The 20,624-nt window shown below is 43.3% G+C and carries 21 protein-coding genes; 14 read left to right on the plus strand and 7 right to left on the minus strand.

Annotation, left to right across the window (positions count from 1 at the left end; all coding sequences use genetic code 11):
* Nucleotides 1-26: 26 nt before the first annotated feature.
* Genes ACHZBG_RS15735 through ACHZBG_RS15745 form a run of 3 tightly spaced genes read left to right on the plus strand, consistent with a single transcriptional unit; the run spans nt 27 to nt 2,213 of the window.
* Nucleotides 27-272, plus strand: a complete 246-nt coding sequence (locus tag ACHZBG_RS15735; RefSeq protein ID WP_320130417.1) for a hypothetical protein — start codon at nt 27-29, stop codon at nt 270-272.
* The gene (locus ACHZBG_RS15740; protein WP_320130418.1) at nt 269-1,564 is read left to right on the plus strand and encodes a citrate synthase; all 1,296 of its coding nucleotides are present in this window, start codon (nt 269-271) and stop codon (nt 1,562-1,564) included. The genes ACHZBG_RS15735 and ACHZBG_RS15740 overlap by 4 nt, the downstream gene beginning before the upstream one ends.
* Nucleotides 1,551-2,213: an HAD family phosphatase gene (locus tag ACHZBG_RS15745; protein WP_320130419.1), complete on the plus strand. Its 663-nt coding sequence runs from the start codon at nt 1,551-1,553 to the stop codon at nt 2,211-2,213. The genes ACHZBG_RS15740 and ACHZBG_RS15745 overlap by 14 nt, the downstream gene beginning before the upstream one ends.
* On the opposite strand, the gene icd is transcribed toward ACHZBG_RS15745, so the two are convergent.
* The 3 genes from icd to ACHZBG_RS15760 all read right to left on the minus strand — a co-directional run bounded on the left by icd (nt 2,208) and on the right by ACHZBG_RS15760 (nt 6,644).
* On the minus strand, nt 2,208-3,437 hold the full coding sequence (icd, locus tag ACHZBG_RS15750) for an NADP-dependent isocitrate dehydrogenase (RefSeq protein ID WP_320130420.1): 1,230 nt from the start codon (nt 3,435-3,437) through the stop codon (nt 2,208-2,210). The genes ACHZBG_RS15745 and icd overlap by 6 nt on opposite strands.
* Nucleotides 3,437-5,374 carry an aconitate hydratase gene (locus ACHZBG_RS15755; protein WP_320130421.1) on the minus strand — a complete coding sequence of 646 codons (1,938 nt, stop codon included), beginning with the start codon at nt 5,372-5,374 and terminating at the stop codon, nt 3,437-3,439. Before ACHZBG_RS15755 ends, icd begins: the two co-directional genes overlap by 1 nt.
* 70 nt (nt 5,375-5,444) lie before the next feature.
* A complete protein-coding gene (locus ACHZBG_RS15760; RefSeq protein ID WP_320130422.1) occupies nt 5,445-6,644 on the minus strand; it encodes an MFS transporter in 1,200 nt (399 codons plus the stop codon).
* A gap of 95 nt (nt 6,645-6,739) precedes the next feature.
* On the opposite strand from ACHZBG_RS15760, the gene ACHZBG_RS15765 reads away from it, so the two are divergent.
* The 3 genes from ACHZBG_RS15765 to ACHZBG_RS15775 all read left to right on the plus strand — a co-directional run bounded on the left by ACHZBG_RS15765 (nt 6,740) and on the right by ACHZBG_RS15775 (nt 8,984).
* Nucleotides 6,740-7,219 carry a divergent PAP2 family protein gene (locus ACHZBG_RS15765; RefSeq protein WP_320130423.1) on the plus strand — a complete coding sequence of 160 codons (480 nt, stop codon included), beginning with the start codon at nt 6,740-6,742 and terminating at the stop codon, nt 7,217-7,219.
* A gap of 77 nt (nt 7,220-7,296) precedes the next feature.
* The gene (locus ACHZBG_RS15770) at nt 7,297-8,046 is read left to right on the plus strand and encodes a basic amino acid ABC transporter substrate-binding protein (protein ID WP_320130424.1); all 750 of its coding nucleotides are present in this window, start codon (nt 7,297-7,299) and stop codon (nt 8,044-8,046) included.
* 155 nt (nt 8,047-8,201) lie between these two features.
* Nucleotides 8,202-8,984, plus strand: coding sequence for a transporter substrate-binding domain-containing protein (locus ACHZBG_RS15775; RefSeq protein ID WP_320130425.1), 783 nt, complete (start codon nt 8,202-8,204; stop codon nt 8,982-8,984).
* 79 nt (nt 8,985-9,063) lie between these two features.
* Here ACHZBG_RS15775 and ACHZBG_RS15780 read toward each other — a convergent pair whose 3' ends face one another.
* Nucleotides 9,064-9,438, minus strand: coding sequence for an HsmA family protein (locus tag ACHZBG_RS15780; protein ID WP_320130426.1), 375 nt, complete (start codon nt 9,436-9,438; stop codon nt 9,064-9,066).
* 225 nt (nt 9,439-9,663) lie between these two features.
* Between ACHZBG_RS15780 and ACHZBG_RS15785 the strand changes: the two genes are divergently transcribed.
* From ACHZBG_RS15785 to ACHZBG_RS15795, 3 genes are all read left to right on the plus strand, one after another.
* Complete coding sequence (locus ACHZBG_RS15785) at nt 9,664-10,524, plus strand: amino acid ABC transporter permease (RefSeq protein ID WP_320130427.1); 861 nt, start codon at nt 9,664-9,666, stop codon at nt 10,522-10,524.
* A complete protein-coding gene (locus ACHZBG_RS15790; protein ID WP_320130428.1) occupies nt 10,517-11,257 on the plus strand; it encodes an amino acid ABC transporter ATP-binding protein in 741 nt (246 codons plus the stop codon). The genes ACHZBG_RS15785 and ACHZBG_RS15790 overlap by 8 nt, the downstream gene beginning before the upstream one ends.
* A 304-nt stretch (nt 11,258-11,561) precedes the next feature.
* Entirely contained in the window at nt 11,562-12,233 is a 672-nt protein-coding gene (locus ACHZBG_RS15795) for a hemolysin III family protein (RefSeq protein WP_320130429.1), read from the plus strand.
* Here ACHZBG_RS15795 and ACHZBG_RS15800 read toward each other — a convergent pair.
* Both ACHZBG_RS15800 and ACHZBG_RS15805 read right to left on the minus strand, forming a co-directional pair.
* Complete coding sequence (locus ACHZBG_RS15800; protein WP_320130430.1) at nt 12,230-12,976, minus strand: TlpA disulfide reductase family protein; 747 nt, start codon at nt 12,974-12,976, stop codon at nt 12,230-12,232. The genes ACHZBG_RS15795 and ACHZBG_RS15800 overlap by 4 nt on opposite strands.
* A gap of 13 nt (nt 12,977-12,989) precedes the next feature.
* Entirely contained in the window at nt 12,990-13,658 is a 669-nt protein-coding gene (locus tag ACHZBG_RS15805; protein WP_320130431.1) for a cytochrome c biogenesis protein CcdA, read from the minus strand.
* A 63-nt stretch (nt 13,659-13,721) separates the two neighbouring features.
* Between ACHZBG_RS15805 and ACHZBG_RS15810 the strand changes: the two genes are divergently transcribed.
* The 5 genes from ACHZBG_RS15810 (at nt 13,722) to ACHZBG_RS15830 (ending at nt 19,457) form a co-directional block, all read left to right on the plus strand.
* Entirely contained in the window at nt 13,722-14,510 is a 789-nt protein-coding gene (locus ACHZBG_RS15810; RefSeq protein WP_320130432.1) for an RsmB/NOP family class I SAM-dependent RNA methyltransferase, read from the plus strand.
* Nucleotides 14,507-15,652: a DUF362 domain-containing protein gene (locus ACHZBG_RS15815; RefSeq protein WP_320130433.1), complete on the plus strand. Its 1,146-nt coding sequence runs from the start codon at nt 14,507-14,509 to the stop codon at nt 15,650-15,652. The genes ACHZBG_RS15810 and ACHZBG_RS15815 overlap by 4 nt, the downstream gene beginning before the upstream one ends.
* Nucleotides 15,652-16,134, plus strand: coding sequence for a small multi-drug export protein (locus ACHZBG_RS15820; RefSeq protein ID WP_320130434.1), 483 nt, complete (start codon nt 15,652-15,654; stop codon nt 16,132-16,134). The genes ACHZBG_RS15815 and ACHZBG_RS15820 overlap by 1 nt, the downstream gene beginning before the upstream one ends.
* A 6-nt stretch (nt 16,135-16,140) precedes the next feature.
* Nucleotides 16,141-18,153 carry a UvrD-helicase domain-containing protein gene (locus tag ACHZBG_RS15825; RefSeq protein WP_320130435.1) on the plus strand — a complete coding sequence of 671 codons (2,013 nt, stop codon included), beginning with the start codon at nt 16,141-16,143 and terminating at the stop codon, nt 18,151-18,153.
* 188 nt (nt 18,154-18,341) lie between these two features.
* Nucleotides 18,342-19,457 carry a hypothetical protein gene (locus tag ACHZBG_RS15830; protein WP_320130436.1) on the plus strand — a complete coding sequence of 372 codons (1,116 nt, stop codon included), beginning with the start codon at nt 18,342-18,344 and terminating at the stop codon, nt 19,455-19,457.
* A gap of 54 nt (nt 19,458-19,511) precedes the next feature.
* Here ACHZBG_RS15830 and ACHZBG_RS15835 read toward each other — a convergent pair whose 3' ends face one another.
* Nucleotides 19,512-20,552, minus strand: a complete 1,041-nt coding sequence (locus ACHZBG_RS15835; protein ID WP_320130437.1) for a PTS sugar transporter subunit IIC — start codon at nt 20,550-20,552, stop codon at nt 19,512-19,514.
* Nucleotides 20,553-20,624: the final 72 nt, after the last annotated feature.

Consider the following 20,624-nt stretch of genomic DNA (forward strand, 5'->3'; position numbering starts at 1 on the left):
GAACAGTATAGTCGGTATAGTGGACCATGAGGACAAAAGAGATCATTGCTTTGGATACCTGGATGCTTGTCGGAACTCATGAATTTGGAAACCCCATTGATTGTTTGAAAAGGAAAATGAAATTAGATAGTACTACCACCCTAGCCTTTGGTACTCGAGATATCTTGGGACGTAAAGCAGGAATGGGGAAACTCAACGAAATAGATACAGAGGCCAGCACTGGACAGTTTGTCCCAGTTATATTGCTTTTCCAACCAGGAGGTTTGATATGAACATTCAAAAAGAAGCAGCAAAACTTGTCTTAGGGGACAAGGAAGTTGAACTTCCCGTAATTACTGACAATATGGGGGGGAAATCAATTGATATCACCACTCTGCGCAAGGATACAGGGTTCATTACCTATGACCCTGGTTTTGTAAACACAGGATCTTGCATGAGCTCCATTTGCTATGTTGATGGGGAAAATGGAATCCTACGTTACAGAGGGTATGATATCGCGGATCTTGTCGAACATTGTGATTTTGTGGAAGTGGCATACCTTTTGATCAAAGGCGAGCTTCCTGATCTTGCCCAAAGACATACCTATGCGGAGTTGCTCAACAATCATTCCCTCTTGCATGTCGATATGAGAAATTTTTTCCGCGACTATCCTCAGGAAGCCCATCCAATGTCAATCCTTTCTGCCATGGTAGCCTCCCTGTCAGCTTTTTATCCCGAGTTGGAAGATGTCGACCCTGAAGAAAATGTTGACTTGACCGTCACTCGCCTGTTATCAAAGATGAGAACCATCGCGGCATTCAGTTATCGGCAAATGAATGGACTTGATTTCGTCGAGCCCACCTATAAATACTCATATTGCGAAAACTTCCTGAATATGATGTTCAAGACTCCGGTCAATGCTTATATTCCAGATCCTGTACATGTCAAGGCTCTCAATGAACTTTTGATCCTCCATGCTGATCATGAGCAAAACTGCTCCACCAGTGCAGTTCGTCTGGTAGCTAGCAGCGAGGCTAATCTCTATGCCTCAGTGGCGGCAGGATGCTGTGCCCTTTGGGGAAGCAAACATGGAGGAGCCAACCAAGCCGTTCTCGAAATGTTGACGAAAATCCATAATGATGGAATGAGCATCGAGGAAGTGGTAAAAAGGGCCAAGGACAAAGAGGACCCTTTCAAGCTTTCCGGTTTTGGACATAGAGTCTACAAAACCTATGACCCCCGAGCCCAAATTGCAAAATCAATCTGCAATGAAGTACTTGGCGTGGAAAGCCAGAACGATCCATTGCTTAAAATTGCCCTGGAACTTGAGGACGTTGCCCTGCACGACAGCTATTTCATTGAACGTCACCTCTATCCAAATGTTGACTTCTATACGGGAATTATCTTCCATTCCATGGGAATTCCTGAATCGATGTTTACGGTTTTGTTTGCCCTGGGAAGACTTCCTGGTTGGATTTCTCACTGGTTGGAGTGGAGACATGATCCATACCAGAAGATTGGACGTCCTCGACAGGTATATTCAGGTCCTCAAGTTCGAGAGGTACTACCGCTTGAAGACCGATAAAGCTCTTATATTTGATTTCAATGGCACGTTATTCTGGGATACCTCCTATAACAGGGAGGCCTGGGATTTCATTGCCTTGAAATACAGGGGCAAGATATTTTCTGATGCTGAAATGCACATGCTCAACGGAAGAACCAATATAGAAACAATTCCCTATCTATTTGGGGGTTTTTGCGATCAAGAGATTGTAAATAGGATTTCCAGGGAAAAGGAAGACGTGTATCGGGCGATTTGTGAAAAACAAGCGCCACTTTCCTTGGCTCCTGGAGCAGAGACCTTGTTCAAAGAAGCTATGCAACAAGGTATTCCCCTGGCCATTGCAACCAGTGCGTGCCCTGATAATATGGACGCCTACAAAAAATGGTTTGCACTTTCCCGTTACTTTGATGATGAATATATAATAACTGACAATGGGATACGAAAAGGAAAGCCAGAACCTGACATCTATCTCGATACCTGCAAGGCCTTGAACAGGGAACCTTCCACATGCATCGTCTTTGAAGATACAAGAAGTGGCATTCTTAGTGCAACAAAGGCAGGTATCCGGGAAATCTACGCAATAGCTAGCAACGGGGCAGATATCCAGACAACAAAGGCCATGGAACATGTCCATGGCCTTCTCAGTGATTTCAGGCAGTTCAGTTTATAAATTCTCTATCAAAGTTTCGCCAAACTCCCTCGTCCCCAACAAGACAGAGGGGATTTTTTCATCTTGGAGAAGATGATAAAAATCCTGGGTTACCTTTCCACTGGAAATACTCCTGGATACAGAATCGCGAACTAAATCAGCTGCTTCATTCCAATGAAGATAACGCAACATCATTTCAGCAGAAAGAACCAAGGACAGAGGATTTACAAGGTTTTTTCCGGCGATATCAGGCGCTGTTCCATGAGTTGCCTCAAAAATGGCGAACCCACTCTCATAATTGATATTTGCTCCGGGAGCAATACCAATACCGCCAATTTCGGCAGCCAGGGCATCAGAAATATAGTCTCCATTGAGATTCAAGGTCGCAATCACATCGTAGACCTCTGGCTTCAACAATATATTCTGGAGAAAGGCATCACAGATACAATCCTTGATTTCAAGATCTTCCTGTCCTTGTCTTTTGATAAAATATCGGCCTTGCGCATTCTTGACTGCCCCAAATTCCCTTTCTGCAAGGGCATACCCCCATGTAAGAAATCCCCCTTCGGTGAACTTCATGATATTTCCTTTATGGACAAGGGTAACGTTCCTGCGGTCATTCTCCAGCGCATAGGAAATAGCGGAGCGAATCAAGCGCTCCGAACCTTCCCTGGAAACAGGCTTGATCCCGAGTGCACTACTTTTGGGAAACCGTATTTTATCCACTCCCATTTCATCAGCAAGAAAGGCTAGCACCTTCCCTACTTCCGAAGACCCTGCTTCCCATTCAATGCCTGCATAGATATCCTCTGTGTTTTCGCGAAAAACTACCATATCGACTTTTTCAGGATGTTTGACCGGAGAAGGTACCCCACAAAGATATTCAACAGGACGAAGACATACATACAGGTCCAGCTTCTGGCGAAGCGTTACATTCAAGGAGCGCATTCCCTTGCCAACAGGAGTGGTGAGAGGACCTTTGATAGCGACTTTATAATGAGAAATTGCATCCAAGGTTTCATCAGGAAGAAAGGATCCCACTTCATCCATGGCTTTCTGACCGGCAAGAATCTCTTTCCATTCTATTGTACGGTTGCCAGCATAGGCCTTGGCAACAGCGGTATCAACAACTTGTTTCATGACAGCGGTAATTTCCTTACCAACCCCGTCCCCCTCGATGAAGGGAACGATAGGATGGGAAGGTACAAAAAGTTTTCCGTTTTTCAATGTAATAAGACTATCCATTATTTTCTCTCCTTAAGTACATTGAGCAACCCACCGGCATACAACATTGTCTTCTGGTCTTCCGTACAGTCACAGTTGAGGGAAATTTTGATGTTTGCTGTTTTATCTTCCATGATGACCGTTCCTTTCTCAATTTGGCCAGGCATATCGCCAATGAACAGTTCGTCACCTTCCTGAATTCTCAGGTAATCGGCTTCATGTACAAAGGTCAAGGGAACAATTCCAAAATTGCAAAGGTTATTTTGATGGATACGTTCAATGGAAAGGGCAATGACCGCCTTCACACCAAGATACATCGGGCAAATAGCTGCATGTTCACGGCTTGATCCCTGCCCATAAGAGAAACCTGCAACAATGACATTGCCAATCCCAGCATCCCTATTTTCAGCAGCACGCGCAGGGAAAAGAGGGTCGACCGGCTCAAATACATATTTTGAGTACTGGGGAATATTGGAGCGGTATTTCAATCGGGCCCCAGCGGGCATGATATGATCGGTGGTAATCTTATCCCCGACCTTGATGGCAACAACTCCTGAAAGATCTTGATCCAAAGGAGTATTGGAAGGAGGATTACCGATATTCGGTCCCCTGAGAATCTCAACTTTTGTTCCCTTGATTGGAGGGAAAATAAACATGGTGTCATCCAAAATAAATTTCTTTGGCATCGAGACTACAGGATACGAAATCCCATGATCAGAAAGGGGATCTACAAACACCCCTGCAATGGCGCTGAGCGCTGCACTCTCAGGACTGACCAAATACATTTGTGCACTTTTCGTTCCACTTCGTCCCTCAAAGTTTCTGTTGCTCGTTCGCAAGGAAATACCATTGGTATTTGGGCTTTGATGATTTCCGATGCAAAAACCACAGGCACTTTCCAATATTCTTGCACCACTTGCAATCATTTTTCCGAGCGAACCATCAGAAGCGAGCATAAGCAACACTTCCCTGCTTCCAGGGGCAATTCCCAAACTTACATTCTCGGCAATCGTATGCCCCTCAAGAATATCAGCAACTTTCTTCATATCGGTATAACTGCTGTTCGTGCAGGAGCCAATGAGAACCTGGTCAATTTTCTTGCCAGCAAAGTCTTTCATCCTGGCTATATTGCCCGGAGAATGAGGACAAGCACAAAGAGGTTCCAATTGGGAAAGGTCAAGCTGGAAAAATCCATCATAGACAGCATCTTCATCAGCTGTCAATTTCTGGTAATCCTGTGCTCTTCCCTGGGCTTCAAGGAAAGCAAGGGTATTTTCATCAGAAGGGAAAATACTGGTAGTTACTCCACATTCGGCACCCATGTTGCAAATGGTTGCGCGATCAGGTACTTGCAAGGTAGCAATCCCTTCACCGGTATATTCAAACACACAGTTTACATTACCCTTGACCGTAAAATGCTGCAGAACTGCCAAAATCACATCCTTGGCAGAAACCCAGGGCCTGAGTTTCCCGGTAAGTCGAATTTCAATGACTTTTGGGCTTATGATATGAAAGGGACCTCCAGCCATGGCAACTGCCACATCAAGACCTCCTGCACCAATGGAGATCATGGCAATGCCACCTCCGGTGGGAGTATGGCTATCACTGCCCAGCAAAGTCTTTCCAGGAATACCGAATCGTTCAAGATGTACTTGATGACAAATTCCGTTACCGGCTCGGGAAAAAACTATTCCCTTGCTTGCAGCTACACTCTGTAGATATTGATGATCATCGGCGTTCTCGAATCCTACCTGAACGGTGTTATGGTCAACATAACTTACGGCCAATTCATTCTTGACATGGTCCAGTTGCATCGATTCAAACTGAAGGTAAGCCATTGTCCCCGTTGCATCCTGGGTCAATGTCTGGTCAATGTGAATCCCGATTGGTTTACCTGATTCAATATTGCCTTCCTCAAGGTGTGATAAGAGAATTTTTTCGGTGAGTGTCTTACCCATAGGTACTCCTGCTTTCTTGTAAATTTATTGTATTGTATATGGTTTTGGTCCTTTTTGCAAAACCTTTGCCCTATGCTGTTTTATTGCTTTTCATGTTGTCCAACAAAAAAGAAACACCAAGCTCAAGGATGATGACAATTCCTGAAATGATCGCAAACAACTGAAGCACCATCTGAAAAGAAAATTGCTCATAGATAAAGCCACCGAAGACTGCGCCAAAAATACTTCCTACGGTAAGAAGTACTTCATGAATGATCATTCGCTGGGATCTATTGAGACAACCACTTGCACCATGGAACATACTCAAATCATAGCCAGAGGCAAATACAAGACCAAATACGAAGAAAAAAATCGCATATCCTGCAATTGACCGAATATGAACAGCAGCCAGACAAAGAATTGAAAAAAGTATCTGAGTCAAGAAAATATAGCTCTTCTTGAACTGCCAGAACCCTGTCAATCCCAGAGCCAAGAATCCGAAACAAGTGGTAACTCCCCGAATAAGCAATAACAAACCCGTAGTACTTTCACTTATTTTCAAAACATCCTGCGCATAGAGCGGGAAAATGGTAAGGATCAAGCTCATACCGGAATAGACAAGCATCAAACCAATCCAACTATAATATCTGAGCGAAGTACTATTGTCCTTTTGCTGGCTTTGCTGAATTTCTGTATGTTCGCTTGCAACCGCACGAATTCCGGGTACAATGACACTGCTCAGATAAATGAGTAGAAAAACAATAAAAAACAACACTACAGCGATATAAAAAGGGAGCGTGGTTGAATGTTCAACCAATATACCCGCTACATACGAAGAAACACCGACTCCAAACGACCAGGAGAAATTGAAGGCATTGGTGACATGATTCAGCTGGGCTCCTTCCTTCCCGCGAGAAAACCAACCCTCGATCTGAGGCCATAGCAAACTCATGAAGGCACCATAAAAAGCAAGGCTGCAATAGGCAACGATCAGATTACTGGTTGAGGCAAAGAATGCAACGGAGACAGCCATTCCCGCAAGAGAAACCTCTACAAGATTCCGAGGCCTGAAATGCGTGCATATGGAGGCTCCTGCAATACAGAAAACTAGATACATGGCAGTTGTTATCGATGTTGCAATGCCTATTTTTTCGGCTGTCAATCCAAAATAATCTTTTAAATGATATACGATGACTAAGTTCACCATTGCTATTGTCAACTGGGCAATGAATGAAGAGACATTGAGTACCCAGAATTGAATCGAGGCAGTTTTTTCTTGTGCGAATTCCATGAAATTCTCCCTAGTAGTGAAGGTATAACAACTTTATACCTACAAGAGCAAGGAGCATCCTTGCGTAAGGCCCAAAAAGTATGTAGTGTGGGAACATGAATAATGATATTCTGCATAACGCACCTTTTCTTTCTGCTGCCTTGGCAATATTTTTGGCACAGTTGATGAAGCCCTTCATCAACGCAATTTTTGATCATCAATTCGATTGGTCGTTGCTTCATAGTACGGGGAGCATGCCTTCCAGCCATACTGCCGGAGTAATTGCACTTTTGACCAGCATAGGCATGACAGAAGGGGTTGGTACCGTGGATTTTGCCATTGCAATTACTTTTGCCGCAATTGTAATCCACGATGCAATGGGCGTACGCAGAGAAGCAGGGAAACAGGCCGAGGTTATCAATGAATGGAGTAGAATTCTTTCTGATTTACATAGAGAAGGACAATTCACGCCGGAAAACCTCAAGACTATGCTGGGTCATTCATTCAGCCAGGTTGTAGGAGGGGTTATCGTAGGTTTGATCATTGGCGTTGGAATGACAAGCTACGTATTGACGCATCCAGTAATGCATTTCTAAGATTAGCCTTGATTTATTGCCCTGTTGGGGCAATACCTTTTATTTTGTCTCATTTTTTTTGGAGGATTGAAAATATCATGAAGAAAACAGGAATGTTATTGGCTATTGTGTTAGTCAGTATAGGATGTTTGTTTGCAAATGGTTCCAAGGAAACCCAGAAGGGATATGTTTTTGCTGCTGATGCAACTTGGCCCCCTCTCGAGTTTGTTGACAATGGTGTCTTGACCGGCTTTGAGGTAGAGCTCATGCCTCTTATCGGACAAAAAGTCGGGGTTTCCATGACTGTAAAGAATATTCCCTGGGATACAATTTTTGCAGGACTTTCCAATGGTGCCTATGATGGAGTTTCTTCCGGCGTAACGGTAACTGAGGAACGCAAGAATTCCATGGATTTCTCTGAACCGATTCTCCAGGCAGGACAAGTAGTCATTATCCGTTCTTCCGACAAGGATTCCGTCAAGGGAATCGAGAACCTTACAGGAAAGAAAATTGGTGTCCAGATTGGGACTACCGGGGATTTTGCCTTGGAAAACTACAAAGTTACCAAGAAAGTATATGATGATATTGGTTTAGCCATCGAAGATATGATCAATGGCAATCTTGATGCCGTAGTATGCGATTCTCTTATTGCAAGTGACTTTGTACTGGCAAATGCAAATTATAGCAGTAAACTGATGGTTGCAGGAACTCCTTTCACCCATGAGGATATCGCAATTGCCGTCAAGAAGGGCAATACTGAGTTGCTCAATTTAGTTAACAAAGGACTGGATACGATGAAGAAAGACGGTTCCTTTGATGCCTTGAAGAAAAAGTGGAATCTTTTGTAGACCTAGTTGAACAAGAGACTGAAGGGGAGCTTAAGCTCCTCTTTTTTTTGGGATATTCATGCATAATATTCTTTTTTATTGCATATTTATTCCAATATACTTGACAAACAGTGCATGATTATTCATTATTTCGCATATCTTAAGGAGATACCACCATGAAAAAAATTGCAATCGTAATCCTTGCTTTAATGCTTTGTTGTACTTCTACCCTGTTCGCGCAAGGGCAGAAAGAAACAAAGGAAAAGAATTCCTATGTATTTGCTGCAAACTGTGCATGGCCCCCTCTTGAATTCGTAGACGAAAAAGGAGATGTCGTAGGATTTGAAATTGATCTGGTCAATGAAATAGCCACTCTTTCGGGAAAGACCATTACCATCAGGAATGTTGCCTGGGATGGTATTTTCGCCGGATTGGCCAATGGATCCTATGATGCGGTTGCCTCAGGTGTTTCCGTAACCGACGAAAGAAAGCCTTCCATGGATTTCTCCACTCCAATCATGACTATAACCCAGGCTATCATTGCTCCAAAGGCAGTTTCTGATTTAACCGATGTCACTGCCTTGAAAAACAAGACCGTGGGAGTCCAACTCGGCACAACCGGCCATATCTATCTTGAAGACTACCTGAAGGCAAATCCAGGTGCAAACATCAATATCAAGGCATATGATGAAATTGGATTCGGCATAGAAGACTTACTTAACGGAAATCTTGACTGTGTCGTTACAGATTCAGTTATTGCAAGTGACTATGTCTTGGCAAATGCAAATTATGCAGGAAAACTTCATGTAACAGGAACTGCAAGCACTACTGGCGAACCTATTGCAATAGCAATCAAGAAAGGCGACGCTACCCTCTTGAAACTGGTAAATGACAGTCTTGCTACCTTGGAGAAAAATGGGACCATGGACAAACTCAGGACCAAGTGGAATATTCTCTAGGATTTTTTTCCAGAATAAGGACCTCCAAAAGTTGAAAAACCTTCTTGGAGGTCCTTATTTATCAAATCTCAGGCTTTGTTTAAATCATATGCAAAAACATTCCTGTTCCATAGGGAATAAGCCAAATAAGCCAAACAAACAAACTTAGTCGATGGAAAGAAGCCTTCTTGGTTTCATTCCCTTTGAAAAATACCAAAGTAGCCCATATTGCATGGAAAATCATCAAGACGATTGCTGTGGCACCAATTACGGCATGAAAATTCAGACTCAATTTTCCGCCATTGATGAAAGACATGAGTGTCGTTCCCGTTGTGTCAAAAATAAGTCCGATCCAAAAACAGGTCAGGTTCCAAAAGGAAAGGGTTCCCGAGATCTTTTCGCCCCAGACCCCGACAGTGTAGAATACTAGGGCCAGTGTAATAAAAATAATCGCAAATACTAATAAGATGGACATAATTGGCTCCTTTATACATACACATGGATGTATATACTACCTAGCAGGTAAAGTATATGACAACTAGTGGTATTCAAGAAAGAAGCTTATTTTTTTCAATTTTCATAAACCTCTTTCTCATTAGGTAAACACCATAGGTTGAATAAATATACATGCCAGCTTGACAAAATTTGTATAATTATGTAGTAATTAGGTTTGATTCAATCCTTTCTACAGTGAGATATAATGGACAAGCAATCAGATGATTTTGACGAAATGAAACAAGAAAATGCAAAGAAGAAAATTGTTTCCATAGACTCTATGTCAACCAAGAAAAAAAACATGACCATCCAAATGACAGATGGGGTCCTTATTCCCAGAAAAGATGATGGACATGTTCTCAACTCGTGGAGAATAACATTCTTCAGTGCCTTGGGCTTGTTGGCAGGTCTGGTTATTTTCAAGCCACATCCCTTTCGCGACATATTTTTAGTCACTATACAAGGAACTCCCGTCACTTTTGAAGCAACTATTTTTGCAATACTGGGAGCAATTGTCATCGGAACGCTTACAGGTCTTGGATCAGTAAGCAAGCATCGCTGGATAAATATGGTCAGCGGAGTATATGTAGAACTCATCAGGGGAATCCCGCTTCTGGTCCAATTGATCTTCATCTATTATGCAATGGGAAGATTCTTCCATATCGAAGGGATGATTGCAGCGGTAGTAGCCCTTTCCATTTGTTTTGGCGCCTATATGGGAGAGATTGTCAGAGCTGGAATTCAGGCAATTCCAAGAGGACAGATGGAAGCAGCCATTGCGCTGGGACTTACCAGGGGACAGGCCTTTCGCTATGTCATTCTTCCCCAGACGGTAAAAATAGTGCTTCCCGCCATTGGAAATGAGTTCATATCGATGTTAAAGGATTCTTCATTGGTTTCAACCATTGCATTAAGCGATATTCTCAGAAAAGGAAGGGAATATATTTCCAGAACCTTCCTATCCTTGGAAACCATGTTGATCGTTGCCTTGATTTACCTGGTGATAACCCTTCTACTTTCCCGCCTCGTCGGTTTGCTCGAGGAAAGGTTGCATAAGAATGGCTAGAATACGAATCGAAAACCTCACCAAGGATTATATTACTGACAATGCACCGGTACATGCAGTCAAAAATGCATCCCTATTGGTAGAAAATGGAGAAGTAGTCGTAATTATCGGTCCCTCAGGTAGTGGAAAAAGTACACTCCTCAGGACGGTGAACAAGCTGGAAATTCCTACCAGTGGCCATATTTTCATTGATGAGGATGATGTCACGGATCCTGCTGTCGATTTGAGAAAAATCAGGGAAGAAGTTGGCATGGTATTTCAATCCTTCAATCTCTTCCCCCACCTCACAGCTTTGGAGAATATAACCCTGGCACCCCTCAAAGTAAAAAAACTTCAAAAAGCAAAAGCAGAAAAACAAGGCAGGGAATTATTGCAACTCGTGGGCCTCGAGGAAAAAGCCGAGGTATACCCAAATCAACTTTCAGGGGGCCAACAGCAAAGAGTGGCAATCGCTCGAGCACTGGCGATGAACCCAAAAGTCATGCTCTTTGATGAACCTACCAGTGCACTTGATCCAGAAATGATAAAGGAAGTCCTGGATGTCATGCTCAAGTTAGCGAAGACAGGAATGACAATGCTCCTCGTAACCCATGAAATGGGCTTTGCAAGGGCTGCTGCAGACAAGGTAATCTTTATGGATGGTGGAGAAATCATCGAAATAGGGAAACCTGAGCAAATGTTTTCCAATCCAACAAGTGAACGAACAAAACTTTTCCTTGATCACATTCTCTAGCTTTACCAAGGACAGGGCTTCGGCCCTGTTTTTTTATCCGTGGAAATAGTGACAGCAATACAAAACATCAGGATTTTCGGAATCGATATAGAGTATCATTTGATTTTATGCAGGTAGAGTTTGACTGAAAAACAAAACTTTCGTTTTGCAAAAAAAATACGCAAGAATTGTTTTATTTTCAGTATTTCTTGTAATGTATAAACTTGATTGCTTAGTATAAGTATACTAGTTGAATTTTTTTTTCACTACAGGTTGTCTCAGACCCTTCTGCACGATACAGTTTTCTCCAAGGAGAATCTTTACAATGGAAACACTCAAACCCTCATGGCTGGAAAAACATATTACCCTGCATTCCTACGATGATGAAAAAGCAGAAAAAGAAAATGCCATGACTCACGTTATTGGAGCAATTCTTGCAGTAATTGCCTTGATTATCATCTTTGCAAGGACCTCGCAACTACCCTCTTTCGGTTTGAAGGCAGGAATGATCGTTTGGGGCTTCACCATGTTGTTGCTCTATAGTGCATCGGCAATGTATCATCATCTTCCCCACAATGACGCAAAGAGATTCTGCCGTATCCTGGATCATAGCAACATCTATTTTCTGATTGCCGGCACCTATACTCCGATGTTGATGTACGTAGGAACTCCCTTGGCCCATACGTTGCTCTTGGCCGTTTGGTTGATAGCTGCGTTGGGAATTGCATTTACCTTGATATTCTGGGGAAAGCTAGGTCCCCTGCATGTTATTCTCTATCTGGCGATGGGCTGGCTTATCGTATTCTTTTGGGGCAGTATCATACCCTATTTTCCCAAAGGATTGACTACCTGGGTTTTCGCCGCTGGCATAACCTATTCGGTAGGGGTTATTTTTTACGCAAATAAAAAACTTCCCCACTACCATGCTATCTGGCATCTATTCTGTATTGCCGGAAGCGCTCTTTTCTTTATCGGCTATATGCTTCTGCTGTACTAAGGCAATAAGGTTTCAATATCTTTCTGCAGAACTTCTTTGCTTATCATTCCAAGATGCCCACCCAACACTGTTCCGTCACTGGAAAATATTACCGTGGTGGGAAGTGAGGAGGTCTGGAACAAATAGGCAAAAGCACCATCATCAAAATATACAGGTCCAGTAAAGGGAAAGTCCTTTACGAAGGCCTTGATGGTAGATTCCGTTTCTCGGGATCCATCAAGACTATCAATAAAAATAAATTCAATCTGGTCCTTGTATTTCTCATAAGCCTTCAAGAAATCCGGCAATTCCTGTTTGCAGGGGGGACACCATGAGGCAAAATAGTTGATGATCACCGGTTTTCCCTGGCGAACCGTATCAAAGGAAGTTTTCGTTCCATCCAATTTGGTCAATGGAATATCGGGCATTTTCGGAGCTTCTTGATTGTTTGCAGATTGCTCTGCAGTTTCAGTAGTTGCAGTGGCATCAGAAACTGCAGTTTTATCTGCAGTTTGCACGGAATCTGTAGTAGCTGCAGGTGTTGCTGGCACTGTAGCATTATCCATAGAAGCCTTTTCAGCAACGGGCTTCACCTCTGTTGCGGGAGGAACTACAGCAGAGACCGCCGATTCCTTGATAGTTGGGATATATTCAACTGACGAGCCGGCGTTGTCTTTCAAACCATTGTAAGCAACCAATGCGACTACTAAAAGCACTATGAATATTATTACGGTTATAAGTAAATTCCTAACATTCTTTTTCATATATCAAAACTCCTTACAAAAATAATGCTGCAGGATTGAATCCCAGCAAAAGAACAATACCAAAGGCCAATAAGAAAAGTCCACTTATCAGGGATATCAGTTTTGAATGGTTCTTGATAGCCTGAAAGACACCTTCCAATTGTTCAAGCAATACAGCGGCAAACAAAAAAGGTACCGCCAAGCCCAGGGCATAGCATAAGAGAGTAAGCATGCCTTTCCAGAGCAGGGCCGCATTGGCAGCCATCATCAAGGCAGAACCGAGAAAGGGCCCTACACATGGAGTCCAGCCCACTGCAAAAACAATACCAAAGAGAATGGATTTGCCTATCGTCATATTCTTCATGCTCTTGAACTGAAATTTATGGGTACCATTGAAAAAGGGAATGAAGAAAACGCCTAGATTGTTCAAGGCAAAAAGTATTACCAGTACTCCCCCTATTCTATTCAGTAAAACAAGATGCTCACTGAGGAATTGACCAATTGCAGTAGAGGCCGCCCCCAAAGCCATAAAAAGCAGGGTAAAGCCAGCGACAAACGCCAAGCTATTGCGAAGAAGCATCCCTTTATGCTCTTCATCAGAAATTCCTCCGGCCAAATACGAAAAATACAAGGGCAGTATAGGCAGGATGCACGGACTTATAAAACTGATTATTCCTTCCAGGAACGCTGTTACATATGCCATGGGGAGAGCATATCATGTGTGTTGGTAGTTCACAAGAGGTTCAAAATCCAGTACAGTGGGTTCATGGGTAAAAAACAAAAAGGGAAAGGGGGAAAACTCCTCTTTGATGAGTATTACCAACAAATTTTCCTTGAACGCTGGCCAACTTTGCGGGCTTCCTTGCTTGAAGACCGCCAGCCAATTGCTTTCAAACAAGAATTGACCAGCGAGTATTACCTTGATGAGGCCTCGATAATTTGTGCCAGGCTTCTGGATGTACAACCCGGTGACAATGTCCTCGATATGTGTGCCGCACCCGGTGGTAAAACTCTCGTGATTGCCTCGATCTTGAAAGGAACAGGTTTCCTCAGGGCAAATGACCGTTCCTCTGCCAGAAGAGCCAGATTGCGTAACGTAATAGATACGCATATTCGGGACGAATGGAAGGCTTCCATTTCTGTCAGCGGACATGACGCCGCAAAATGGGGACTATACGAACAGAATACCTATGATCGCATCCTCCTTGATGCTCCCTGTTCAAGTGAGCGCCACGTCCTTTGTGATTCCTCTGCCCTTGAAAAATGGACTCCTTCACGGCCAAAGCATCTTGCAATACAACAATTCGCAATGCTTGCCGGAGCTCTTGAAGCTGTAAAGGTCGGTGGCTACATATTGTACAGCACCTGTGCCTTGGCTCCCTTGGAAGACGAAGAAGTCATCTCAAAGCTCTTTACAAAACGAGAAGGTCGATTTGAATTAATACCTATTGATCCACCTTATTGTGAGAAAAGAACCTATGGTTCAATAATTCTACCTGATTCCTCAAGTGGAAAAGGGCCTCTCTATTTTTGTCTGATAAGGAGAACCTCATGAGTACCGTCGCCATTGTTGCATGTGCTACATATGAACAGGATGTATTGGATAAAAAGATCAAGGATGTCTGTATTCTGGGATCCATGCCTGATGTTTCCGGAAAAAAAGTACTACTCAAACCGAACATCCTTTCCGACGCGAAAAAAGAGACTGGAATTACGACAAATCCGGCAATTGTAAAGGCAATGATTCATTTGCTCAAGGAGCAGGGAGCAAAGGAGATTCTTGTCGGGGATTCCCCGGGGTTGCAAGGTCCTGCCTTTTCTCCTCGAAACTGTGGGATAGCACAGGTCTGCATGGACGAAAACGTGCAATGGGTCGATTTCACCAAAAATTCCACTACCCATGCAATTCCTTATACCCATGGAAAGAAAATACAACTGGCATCAATTCTGGAACAGGTAGATATGATTATCAGTCTCCCCAAGTTCAAGACCCATCAACTCATGTATTCCACTGGTGCCACCAAGAACCTGTTTGGTTTGGTTCCAGGGCTTCATAAGAGTCCATCCCATGTAATTTACCCTACACGAGAAGCATTTGCTTCCCTGATAGTCGGTATTCTTACGACAGTAAAACCATCTTTTGCCCTCATGGATGGAATCATAGGCATGGAAGGAGCTGGCCCTGCCAACGGGATTCCTTGTAAAGTCGGATACCTATTGGCTTCCACTGATTGCATCGCACTCGATTACAGCCAGGCAGTCATCATGGGATATGATCCGATGACCATCCCCATTGTCAAGGAAGGATTGAAGAGAAATCTTGGAAGTTGCCCTCCTTCATATCCGGGACTTGATGCCAAGGATTTGGTCATCAAGGATTTTCTCAGGATAGAGCAACAGCAGGTGACAAAATTCTTTGGTTCACTTGTTGCTCCTTTCTTGTCACGAAAATTCAAGAAAAAACTATCCAAGAGAGAAGAAAGACCTGCCCCAAAGTTTCTCCCGGAACCTTGCATCCAATGTAAGCGTTGTGTTGAAATATGTCCCGTAGGAGCTTTAAAACTAGTGAACAAACATATTGAGATTGACACCTCACTGTGTGTTCGTTGCTACTGCTGCCATGAAATCTGCCCTGCAAACGCAATTTCCATTGAGTCAAAAAATGTAACAACAGATGTTTTGAAAGGAAAGAAATGATGGGCGATACGCACCTCTTGATCAGCGTCCTGCTCTCAATCCTTCCTATCAGTGAGTTGAGAGGGGGTATTCCCTATGCTTTTTTCAATGGATATGATCTTGTCTATGCAACCCCACTTTGCATTATTGCCAATGCGATGGTTGCACCTATTTGCTATACCTTCCTGGCAACCTTCCACAAGCTTTTCTACACCCATTGGAATTGGTATATCTCCTTTTTTGACAAATTTATAGCAAAGGCACAACATAGGATTGCCTCCAAGGTAAATCGTTTTGGATATTGGGGGATCTTGCTGTTCGTCGCCATACCTCTTCCTATCACCGGTGCCTGGACAGGAACCCTCGGATCCTGGATTTTAGGACTTGACAAGCGAAAGACCATGATGGCAGTATTCGGCGGTGTCATTGTTTCAGGTCTTATCGTAACTTCACTGGTTACCCTCGGAGTTGGACTGGATTCGGTTTTTATCAAGAAAATCTGAGGTAATATGCATTTCAATCTAGAAAAAGAACTCAACAAAGAGCAGTGCAAAGCTGCCGAGACCCTTGCAGGGCCCTTATTAGTCATCGCTGGGGCAGGAAGCGGAAAAACCCGTATGCTCACCTTTCGTATTGGTCATATGCTGGAAAGTGGAATAGACCAAAGCAATATTCTTGCTTTGACATTTACCAATAAAGCAGCCAAGGAGATGGGAGAACGAATACGAGCCCTGACAGGGATGCCGTTGAAAAAACTTACGACTACAACGTTCCATTCCTTTGGGATGGGTGTTCTCAAACAATATATCCAATACCTGGGATTCAAGAATAACTTTACTGTATATGATACCAATGACCGAATGGCTCTGCTCAGGGAAGTAATTATCAATCTTGATTATGTCCCGGATGCCTTTGACCTCTATGAACTTGCAAATCTATTCTCCAACCTCAAGACCAAACGTTCAGTCTTTGCTGATGCGGCCTCAGATAAGATACGCAACCTCTATAGTGAATATGAAAAACACCTCAAGGCATACAATGCCGTTGATTTTGATGATCTGATCATGAAGCCTCTTGATTTATTTGAAAAAAAGCCTGAAGTCCTTGCAGCTTTGAGAAATCGGTATACTCATATACTTGTGGATGAATTCCAGGATACTTCCCTCGCCCAATATAGGTTGGTGGAACTTCTATCACAGGAAAGCAGGAACCTCTGTGTAGTCGGTGATGATGACCAGAGTATCTATAGCTGGCGTGGGGCAAACTATGAGAATCTGGTAATGTTTGAACGCGATTTCCCTGAACGTCTCGAGATTAAACTGGAGCGCAACTACCGTTCTACAGGCACAATACTTGAAGCGGCCAACAAGCTCATCGTCCATAACCAGCAAAGGAAAGACAAGAAACTTTGGACTGATAGCGGAAAGGGCAGCTCTATCAGCTTGATTCATCCTTCCAACGAAGATGATGAGTCCGCGGTAATCGCAGATCAGATATTGATGACCAACAGAAAAGAAAATCGTTCCTTTTCAGATTTCGGAGTGCTGGTCAGAACCAATTCCCTTATTGCGACTCTTGAAACGCGATTTGTGGAAAAAGGAATTCCAACTCAGGTTTCGGGAGGGCAAAGTTTTTTTGACAGAAAAGAAATTCGCGATATTGTCAGTTATTTGAAGGTCTTGGCCAACCAGGATGATGATATCAACCTTCTTAGAGTAATCAATACCCCACGAAGGGGTATAGGTCGCGTTACCCTGGAGAAGATGCGGAAGGTAGCCGATGACCACGGCTGTTCGCTCTTTTCGGCTCTTTCCTTGATGGCCATCGCCACCGACGGGCAAATCAAGGAAGGCATGCAAAAAGCTCTCAAACGCTTTGTTGTGATGATCGAGGATTATCATGAGCAACTATTTACCTCAAATTCAAATAAAAATATGATTTTGCGTAGTCTGATCAACGAAATTGCCTACAAGGAATACTTGGTCGAACAACATCCCGAAAATGAAAATATTGTCAATTTCAAGATGAAAGGTATCGGGATTTTGTGTGATATGTTTGCCAGATGGGAAAGAAACCCGGATAACCGGAATTCCTCGATTTTTGACTATATCAACAGGATAAGTATCGCAGGCAAGGAGGATAGTGAAGGCGATCGCGATGGAAAAGTTGCCTTGATGACTATGCATGCCTCCAAGGGACTTGAATTCGATACCGTTTTTCTAGCTGGTATCGAGGACCAATACGTACCCCATGCGAAAGCAATAGAGGAAAACCCAGCCAATATAGATGAAGAGAGAAGGCTTTTTTATGTTGCCATCACCAGGGCCAGACGAGTACTGGTAATCTCTTCTTGTGAGAGAAGAAAACGTGGGCATGACGAAGTATTGAGCGTTCCTTCCCGATTCCTGGAAGAAATTCCCAAGGAACTCTTTGATGAAGAAGATCCAAGCAGGGAACTTTCTGCAGAGGAAGTAACTGACAAGCTTAGGCTGTTCAGGGAGAAGCTTGCAGCACGGAAATGAAGCAAACCCTTTGGTTTTCTGAAAATGATGAAGCTCTTACACAAATAACAAGGAAAGTGATTACACTGCGACAATAACTGTTGAATTTATCACAGAAATTTAATTAATCGGCAACTTTAAAAAGAGTTATTTAAAACCCGACTAGACACATCCTTGCTCTTTGTTGAAATTATTTCTATTATTGATACATGAAAAGATTATTCAGGTCCCTATTGATCAGTATCTTACTCATATTTTCAGGAGTATCCTTATGGGCTACGATAACAGCAACCTATGTTGCTGACTCAAACCTATATTTTACGACTGGTGCAGATATAAACTCAACAATAACAGGATCGCCCTTTGCTGCAAATGCTTTTGCCGCCCATCTAGGAACTTTGACTTTCAATATTTCCAATAACCAACTCTTTGATCCTTCACTTGTCAATATGACAGCTACAAATAATTTTTCTTTCGAGGGCCCCATGACTTGGTACAACGATTCTTCAGGGAATCCGGTCTACTCTCAACAGACTTCCACCGGTCGCATATGTGCAGTATCGACAATCAATGGCGTTACTTCCTATAAAGAAATATGGGGTGCCGATGGAGAAGAGCCTTTGACAGATCATAACGGAAATCTTAATGTGTCAGAATTTGTCGTTATCTTGTATCTTATGAGTTATCAAACTGCAGATCATTATAAACCAGGTGGACTTTATACATTGACAAGTGGAACTCTAGGGTCTTTTAATGTTGCAGTTGCAAATAATGGAGGCGGTATTTATAATTCTCAAACCTATGTCTCCGTAAATGGTCAAGCTGTGCCAACAGATGGATCTACACCGCCTACAGTCGATATGGTCCCCGATACAGTGACGCCCCTTCCCTATGTAGATCCTGATCACCCGTTACCTCACGTTGATTATTTCCTTTCAATTATAAACAATAATAGCTTTTCAATATCCAATGCTTTTGGTATTTTAACAACTCCTGTTGCAACGGCACAAGTTGCCGTGGTCCCAAATTCTTCAGCAACCCCTCCCTATGGAGTAAATATTGCTTTTAGTGATGCGAACAACAGCCAATCCTTCAGTCTTAATCTTGAAGGAAATAAAAATTTATATAGTATCCCTTATACTCTCAAGTTTCTTTCTCATGAGGTCGTAGGTGGAGAACAAATTCTTTGGAATGGCATGTCGGAGGGAAACAACCAACAGACAATTTCTGTTACGGGAATCAATAGCGGAACAGCAAACGCTGCTCCGGAAGGTGATTATTCGGACACCATTACAGTTACCATCACCCCTGTTGACACCTATTAACAAAAATTACCTATCAGTATATTTTCAGAATTCCCAGAAATATTGTTTTCCTCTTTAGGAAGTTAGCAACATATCGTTAGGTCGTATCCACCCTTTCTTCCTCATTATCTCACTGATAACAAGGGTTATCAAAGCAGGAAGAATAAAATGCATGAGCAATATTACGGGCCAGGCTGAAGAGCCCATGACAGCAATAGCATTGAACTGCCCAACCAATCCACTCGTTCCCATTCCTGCCCCTGCACTATTATTTTCCATCTTGAAGACCATTGTGCTTATCGGACCCAGAATGGCTGAAGCCAGCGTTGGGGGAATCCATATCTTCCAATTCCTCCAGATATTTGGAATCTGAAGCATGCTTGTCCCCAATCCTATGCTCAAGAGACCACTTACCTTATTCTCTCTATAGGAACTCACTGCAAAACCTACCATCTGACAGCAACAACCAACGGCAGCTGCTCCTGCGGCAAGTCCATTGATCCCCAGGCTTATGCAAATCGCAGCACTACTGATAGGAAGCGTCAAGACCATACCTACGACAGTTGCGACCAAGATACCCATAGGCAGAGGATAGAGCTCCGTAAGGCTATTGATAAAGGCTCCCAACGCATTCATCATGGAACTGATGGCAGGAGCAAGGAAATGCCCCACAAGGCCACCTGCAATAATGGTAAAAATTGGAACCAGAATGATATCGACCTTTGTCTTTCCTGCTATTCTTTTAGAAACCTCAGCTCCTGCAAGCGCTGCAAGCATTGCACCAAGAGGTTCTCCAAAAGCAAGTTTGACCAGAACAGGTCCTGCCCCCAGCACAAAGGTACCTGCACCGATGGCACCGGTAACGGCACTGCAGACAACGCCCAAAGGAGATGCCCCTACTGCAAGAGCAACACCGATACCTATGGCAGGACCAGTCAGATACTGGGCGATAAGCCCGAACTGCTGCAACAGGAGAACATGCGTATACAACCCGATTTGTTTAAGAATAAGACCGATGATGAGAGACGAGAACAAGCCTTGGGCCATACCGTTAAGAACACGTATGATGTATTCACCCACCTGCTTGCCACGTGTTGAAGTGTTTACTTCAGACATAGTAGCTCCTATAAAAATGGATTTGGGTGGATGACATCGCTGATACAAGATCCATCGCCTTGCATCAGGCCT

Origin of the sequence: uncultured Sphaerochaeta sp., assembly GCF_963676625.2 — a bacterium.
GTDB lineage: Bacteria > Spirochaetota > Spirochaetia > Sphaerochaetales > Sphaerochaetaceae > Sphaerochaeta.